A 6925-nucleotide genomic window follows, 5' to 3' on the forward strand; every position below is an offset into this window, starting at 1 on the left:
CGGGCGCGCTGCCTTTCTCGCCATGGCGATGCGGGTAACCCTGCTCGTTCTGGTGGCGGTCCTGACCCTGCTCGCCACCCGGGATCCCAAGCAATTGGTCTGGGTCGGCCTGCTCGCCCTGGCCACCGCCGCCGTCCCGGCGAGCGCCCGCTGGCCGATCGTCGGCACCCTGGGCCGGTTCGCCGAGGTGCTCGTCATCGGCGTCGGCGCGACCGCGATCGCGCTGGCCGCCGTCGACGCCGGGACGGTCACGGGCGGCTTCGGCGCGGGCGCGATATTGCCGTACCTGGCCGTTCCATTGACCGCGGCGACGCTGAACAACCGCTCGGTCGAGGCGGCGACACTGCTCGCCGTGACGGCCGGGACCCTCGTGGTCGCCGGCCTGGTGACCGACCTGGACGGCCGACCGCTGCTGGCCTCGTCCGGCTACGTCATCGTCTGCGCGCAGTGGCTCGTCCTGGTCGCCCTCGGCACCGTCACGACGGGCGCCCTCCAGCGAGCCGTGCTGGCACGCCGCGAACCGCAGCCCTATGTGGAGGCGACCCGGCTGCTCACCCAGCTCCGGACGGTCGCCCGGCAGCTGCCCGGTGCGACCCTCGACCCGGGTGGCATCGCCGAGCACCTGCTGGACGAGGCGCGTACGGTCGCCAAGTCCGACCGGTCGGCCGTGCTGACCGCCAGCGGCGGCGGCCGCCTGATGGTGCTGTCCCAGGCCGGGCTCGCCCAGGACGGCAGCGAGCAGCACGACTGGGAGACGATGCTCGACACCGACACCGGGATCGCCGAGGCGTGGGCCAGCCAGCTCCCGCACGTCGCGACCCGGTCCCAGGTACGCGGCGCGCCCCGGGACATCGACGTCACCGCCCTGCTGATCCCCCTGGTCGCGGGCGTACGCACGGTCGGCGTGCTGGTGCTGGAACGCGACGACGCGGGCGGCTTCGCCTCCCCGGCGATCTCGCGCATCCGGCACGCGGCCGAGCAGGCGGCGCTCCGGCTCGAAGCGGCGCTGCTGTTCGACGAAGTACGCTCCCTGGCCACCAACGAGGAGCGGCAGCGCCTGGCCCGCGAGATCCACGACGGGGTGGCCCAGGAACTGGTGATCATCGGCTACGGCGTGGACAACGCGTTGGCCAGCCTGCCGGAGGAGGCCGCCGAGACGGCCGACGAGCTGCGCTCGCTCCGGGAGGAGATCACGCGGGTCGTCACCGAGCTGCGGCTGAGCCTGTTCGAGCTGCGCAGCCAGGTGGACCGGCACGGCAACCTGACCTCGGCGATCGCCGAGTTCGCCCGGATAGTCGGCGCTTCGGCCGGGCTCCGGGTGCACCTGTCCTTGGACGACTCGCCCGGCCGGCTCCCCTCGGCCATCGAGGCGGAGTTGCTGCGCATCGCGCAGGAGGCCATCACCAACGCCCGGAAGCACGCCGGCGCCAGCAATCTGTGGGTCACGTGCTCGGTCGACCCCCCGAACGCCCATATTGAAGTGTCGGACGACGGACAGGGAATCGCTGACCAGCGGGTTGACGGACGGTACGGTCTTGCGATCATGGCAGAGAGAGCGGAACGTATCCGTGGCAGGCTGGAGATCCGGCCCCGTCACCCCCATGGCACAACGGTCGCGGTGGTGTTGGGTCCGGCCGGTCGGCGCGATAGCGTGTGAGCACGCCGTCACAACCGGCGGCCTTGAAGGGGAGAGCACCGAGCATGTCCACCAGCACCGTACCGGCGGGCCGTACCAAGGTACTACTCGTCGACGATCACGACCTCATCCGTAAAGGTTTGCGGCACGCCTTCGAGCGCGATCGGCAGTTTGAGGTCGTCGGCGAGGCCGGGACGGCGGCTGAGGCCGTCCGTCAGGCCGGTGCCCTCCAGCCCGACGTGGTGATCATGGACCTGCGGCTGCCCGACGGCAGCGGCCTGGAGGCCACCCGCGCGCTGCGCAAGGCCAGCTCCACCATGGGCATCGTGGTGCTCACCATGTACGCGGGCGACGACCAGCTGTTCGGCGCGCTGGAGGCTGGGGCGTCGGCGTTCGTGCCGAAGACCGCGCCGGCCGACGAGGTCGTGGCGGCCGCCCGGCACGCCGCGTCCGCGCCGAGCGCGTTCACCGCGGCCGACCTGGCCGAGGCGATGAAGCGTCGGCTGGCCCCGGCCGGTCCGCAGCTGAGCCCGCGGGAGGGCCAGGTGCTGCGGCTGCTCGCCGACGGCATGAGCGTCAACGGAATCGCCAAGCAGCTGTTCGTCAGCGAGTCGACGGCCAAGACGCACATCTCCAAGCTCTACGAGAAGCTGGGCGCGGCCAACCGCGCGCAGGCTCTGATGACCGCGCTGCGCCTGGGCCTGCTCGAGGCCCCCGACGCACCCAAGTTCTAGGAAGAGGTCAGCCTCATTCATGGGACGGCACTCCTCCACGCCCGCCGACGAGCTGTCTGTCGACTGGCGCTCTGACCGGGTGGGCTCGGCCCGCCGGGGCGAGAACCCGATGGTCATGGCGAAGGTTCCCAGCGGCTACGTCGTCTTCGGCGACACGCAGCAGCTGCCCGGCTACTGCGTACTGCTCTCGGACGTCGACGACACCGATCACCTCACGGATCTGACCGGCGCTCAGCGTACGCAGTTCCTCGAGGACATGGCGTTGCTCGGCGACGCGGTCTTCGCCGTGTGCGGCGGCCGCGATCCGGCGTTCCGGCGGCTCAACTACGAGATCCTCGGCAACTCCCTGCACCACCTGCACGCTCACGTGCACGCGCGGTACGCCTGGGAGCCGGCCGAGTTCCGCAAGGGACCGGTCTGGCGCTACGCCTACGAGGACCGGTTCGCCGAGCAGCACGACCCGCTCAGCTCCCCCGAGGCGGAGGAGCTGGACGAGCTGCGGACGGCGATCACCGCCGAACTGCACCGCCTGCTCAAGCAGCGCTGAGGCTACGCCCGGTTCCGTCGGAGCCGGGCGTAGACCAGCAGTCCGATCGCGACCCAGACCGCCGCCAGCACGGTGTAGCCGAGCGCGTTCGCGGGCGTCAGCCCGTGTCGGCTCACCGTCTTGGCGACGACGGTCATCGGCGGGATCACCCGGGCGAGCGGCGAGTCCGGCAGCCCGAGGACGATGGCGAGCACGCTGCCGACGGCGAGCACGGCGACCCCCTTGCCGGTCGACTCGGTCGCGGCCCGGCTGCTCAGCGCGCCCAGCGCCAGCCCGGCCGCCAAGGCCAGCAGGTGCGCCCAGACGCCGATCGCGAGCTGCTTCGCCAGTGGCTCGTCCTCGGCCTCCACCGCGCCGATGAGCCACGGCAGGACCAGCGACACCCCGGTCACCACCAGCCCGGCGACGGTCGCGGCGAGCAGCCCGGCGAGCTGTTCCCGGCGGGCCGAGCCGACCGCGACCAGGGCCAGCCGCCGCTGCACGTCCGGGTCGCCGTCGAGGATCGTCCGGGTCTGCCAGGCGTACGCCGGGAAGAGGATGAGCGCGCAGACCGCGTACGCCTCCGCCGCCTCACTGCGCCCGCCGCCGTGGAACAGCAGGAGCGCCAGGAGCACCGTGATCCCCGGCGCCAGAAACCGCCCGGTCTTGAGGTACGCGATCAGCCGCATCCTCGCCAACGCCGTCATGACCGCACCTGCGCGCGTACCCCTTGGGAATGCAGCTGGGCCAGGAAGGCCGTGACCTCGCCCGCGGCCATGACCACCTCGACGACGCATTGTTCCTCGGGATCGGCCGGAACGGCCGTGACCGAGCCGTCGGCGACCGTCCAGCGGGTCGCGCCGGGCAGCCGGGCGGTCTCCCCGCGATGGTCGCTGACCAGGACCGTGGCCCCGTTCGCGGCGGCCTCGCCGACGATCGCCGGCACCAGCGCGCGGGCCGCGGCGTCCAGACCCTCCCACGGCTCGTCGAGGATCAGCAGCCGGGGCGGGACGAGCAGGGCCTGGGCGAGGCCGACCTTCTGCGCGGTGCCTTTGGACAGTTCCGGCAGCCGGACGTCGCGGAACGGCTCGAGCCCGAGACGCTCGATCCAGGTGGTCGCGGCCTGGGCCGCCGCCGACGCGCGCAGGCCGCGGATCTCGCCCATCGCGATCAGATAGTCGTACGCGGAGAAGGGCTGGTCGGCGGGGAACCGTTCGGGCACCCAGCCCACGATCGGCGGGCGACCGCGGACGCGGCCCTTGCCCGGCCGGAGCAACCCGGCGACGACCTGCAGGAGAGTGGATTTGCCCGCGCCGTTGCGGCCCTGGACGGTGACGATCTCGCCGGGGTGGGTCTCCAGCTGGATCCCTTGGAGCACCCACGGGCTGCCACGGTGGTACCGCAGCCAGACGTCCTCGAGGAGCATCCCGGAATTCTGTCAGGCGTCGAGCATTTCCCGCAGCCTCCGGGCTTGGAGGTCCCAGCCCCACTCCCGTTCCACCCAGGACCGGCCCGCCTCGCCCATCCGCCGGGCCAGCGCCTCGTCGGTGAGCAGCTCGACCAGCCGGTCGACGAGCGTGGTGAGGTTGCCGACGACGTACCCCGTCTCGCCTTCGAGCACCGCGTCGGGCGCGCCGCCGGAATCGCCGGCGATCACCGGCAGCCCGGTCGCCGAGGCCTCCAGGTAGACGATGCCGAGCCCTTCGACGTCGAGCCCGCCCCAGCGCGTACGGCAAGGCATGGCGAACACGTTCCCGGCCGCGAAGTGCGCCGGCAGCTCCTCCCACTCGACGCCGCCGGTGAAGGCCACCTCGTGTTCGACCCCGTTCTCCCGGGCCAGCCGCTCCAGCGCCGCCCGATGTGGTCCCCCGCTGACGATGAGCAGGGCGGCGTCGGGGACCTTCTTCAGCACGTGGGGCAACGCCCGGATGAGGCTGTCCTGGCCCTTGCGCGGCACGAGCCGGGAGACGCACACGATCACCGGCCGGTCCCGCAGGTCGTAGCGCTTGCGGACCTCCGTGCCGTCCACGTCCGGCCGGTACGCGTCCACGTCGACCCCGGGCGCGAGCCGCCGCAACGAGGTCAGCGAACCGATCGCGGGTTCCAGCCGCTGCCGGAAGTACTCGCCGAGATAGGTGACGACGTCACAGCCCCGGGCGATCCGCTTCAACGCCGTACGCGCACCGGGCAGAGCGGCCCAGCCCGCCTCGTGGCCGTGCGTCAGGCCGACGGCGCGCTCGATCCCGGCTTCCTCCCGGAGGCCGTGGGAGAGCAGCCCCAGCGGCGCGGTCGCCCCGAACAGCACGCGGTCGCAGCCATTGGCGCGCGCGAGTTCCTGGGCGCGCCTGGCGACCGCCCGGGTCGGCAGCAGCATCCCGGTGTTCTCGCGGACCACCTCGAACGACTGCTCCGCGTCGAACGCGGCCTGCCCCTTCCACGAGGACGCGTAGACGACGACCTCGTCCGGCGGCAGACGCAACGCCAGGTTGTGCACGAACTGCTGGATTCCGCCCGGCCGAGGGGGAAAGTCGTTGGTGACCAGCAGTGTCCGCACCCCTCGCAGCCTACCCGGACCCGGTCGGGCGGCACGCCCGAGCCGGGCGCCGCCGTTCGGTGCAGATCAGGGATATCCATGTGATCATGGGCCCCGGAAGCCTGCGTAACCGTGATCTGCACCTAACGGTGTGAGCGCGCGAACGCCCGAGCGGCCGCGATGCGTTCCACAGTAGACGGGTGGCTGCCGAACAGCGTCTGCTCCCAGGCGGGCGGATCGGGGTCGCCGAGGTTGACCAGGGCCAGCCGCTGCTGCATCTGCTCGAACGTACGCGGATCGCCGGTCACCGTCAGCGCGTGCTCGTCCGCGCGCGCCTCGACGGCCCGGGAGACGTACGCCTGGACGGGTCCGCCGATCAGGCCGGCCACGGTGCCCAACGCCAGGAGGAGGCCGATGGCCCGGGGATCGGTCAGCGACTCCACGCCCGCCCGGTGCAGCAGCCCGGTCCACCCTCCGATGAGGAACAACAGCACCACCATCGCGGCCGAGCCGAGCGCGCCGATGAGCGTACCGGTGAGGACGTCGTTGCGCTTCGCGTGGCCGAGTTCGTGCGCCACCACGCTGACCACCTCGTCCTCGGGCGCCTCCGTCAGCAACGTGTCGTAGACGACCACGCGCCGGGTCGGCCCCAGGCCGGAGACATAGGCGTTGACCGCCCGGGTCCGGCGGGACGCGTCGGCCACCAGCACATCGCGTACCGGGACGCCGTCGGCGTCAGCCATCGCGATGATCCGGGTGCGCAAGGGGCCGTCCGCCATCGGCGTGAACTTGTTGAACACCGGCTCCACCAGCACCGGGAAGATGAACGACAGCAACACGACCAGGCATGCGGCGCCGGCTGACGCCCACGCCCACCACCAGTTCGGGGCGAGCCTGGTCACGCCGAAGAAGACGAACAGGACTATCGCTCCCAGGATCGCCGAGATCGCGTACCCCTTGAGGAGATCGATGGACCACGCGCCCCAGCCTTGCGTCGAAAGCCCGTAGCGCACGGAGATCCGGTGGCCCACGGCCGCGAGCGGCAGCGTCACCAGGTCGGCGAGGAACAGCACCAGCAGGCCCCCGCCGACCGCCTTGGCCCACCACGGTCCCGGCACGAGACCGACGAGCTTCGCGCCGAGCGGCGTCAGACCCAGGATCAAGGCCACGACGATCCCCAAGATCATGCTCGGGTACGCGATGAGGCGCAGTTCGGCGCGGTAATGGCGGGCGCGGGCGACCTTGTCGGCGGGCAGCTCGGCCAACGCCGCGAGCTGGTCCGAGCGGGGCGCGGGTGGCCGGTGCCACGGGACGAGCAACGCGGCCGTGACGACGAGTCCCGCCACCAGCACCAGGAGCGTGACCCACGCCCACCCACGCACCGTCATGCGCGCAAGCCTAAATCCCCCCCTCTCCCCCTACCCCCCACCCACCGCCCCCACCGCCCCACCGCCCCGCCGGCGGCCACTACCGGTCAACACCGCAACCAAAGTGGC

The 6925-nt window shown here is 72.1% G+C and carries 7 protein-coding genes; 3 read left to right on the forward strand and 4 right to left on the reverse strand.

Going from position 1 to position 6925, the window contains the following annotated elements:
- Positions 1-22 precede the first annotated feature (22 nt).
- From AB0M47_RS31925 to AB0M47_RS31935, 3 genes are read left to right on the forward strand one after another with little or no spacing between them, the layout of a single operon-like run.
- Positions 23-1657 (forward strand): GAF domain-containing sensor histidine kinase, encoded by a 1635-nt coding sequence (locus AB0M47_RS31925; protein WP_363420620.1) that lies wholly within the window; start codon positions 23-25, stop codon positions 1655-1657.
- 44 nt (positions 1658-1701) lie between these two features.
- Positions 1702-2370, forward strand: coding sequence for a response regulator transcription factor (locus tag AB0M47_RS31930; protein WP_253761516.1), 669 nt, complete (start codon positions 1702-1704; stop codon positions 2368-2370).
- A 19-nt stretch (positions 2371-2389) separates the two neighbouring features.
- Positions 2390-2917 carry a diadenosine tetraphosphate hydrolase gene (locus AB0M47_RS31935; RefSeq protein ID WP_253761515.1) on the forward strand — a complete coding sequence of 176 codons (528 nt, stop codon included), beginning with the start codon at positions 2390-2392 and terminating at the stop codon, positions 2915-2917.
- A gap of 2 nt (positions 2918-2919) precedes the next feature.
- Here AB0M47_RS31935 and AB0M47_RS31940 read toward each other — a convergent pair whose 3' ends face one another.
- From AB0M47_RS31940 to AB0M47_RS31955, 4 genes are all read right to left on the reverse strand, one after another.
- On the reverse strand, positions 2920-3603 hold the full coding sequence (locus tag AB0M47_RS31940; protein WP_363420624.1) for a hypothetical protein: 684 nt from the start codon (positions 3601-3603) through the stop codon (positions 2920-2922).
- A complete protein-coding gene (locus tag AB0M47_RS31945; protein WP_363420627.1) occupies positions 3600-4322 on the reverse strand; it encodes an ABC transporter ATP-binding protein in 723 nt (240 codons plus the stop codon). Before AB0M47_RS31945 ends, AB0M47_RS31940 begins: the two co-directional genes overlap by 4 nt.
- 12 nt (positions 4323-4334) lie before the next feature.
- Complete coding sequence (locus AB0M47_RS31950) at positions 4335-5459, reverse strand: glycosyltransferase family 4 protein (RefSeq protein WP_363420634.1); 1125 nt, start codon at positions 5457-5459, stop codon at positions 4335-4337.
- Positions 5460-5572: 113 nt separating this feature from the next.
- Positions 5573-6817, reverse strand: coding sequence for a M48 family metallopeptidase (locus tag AB0M47_RS31955; RefSeq protein WP_363420630.1), 1245 nt, complete (start codon positions 6815-6817; stop codon positions 5573-5575).
- Positions 6818-6925: the final 108 nt, after the last annotated feature.

Origin of the sequence: Hamadaea sp. NPDC051192 (assembly GCF_040682475.1) — a bacterium.
GTDB classification, from domain to species: Bacteria; Actinomycetota; Actinomycetes; order Mycobacteriales; family Micromonosporaceae; genus Hamadaea; species Hamadaea flava.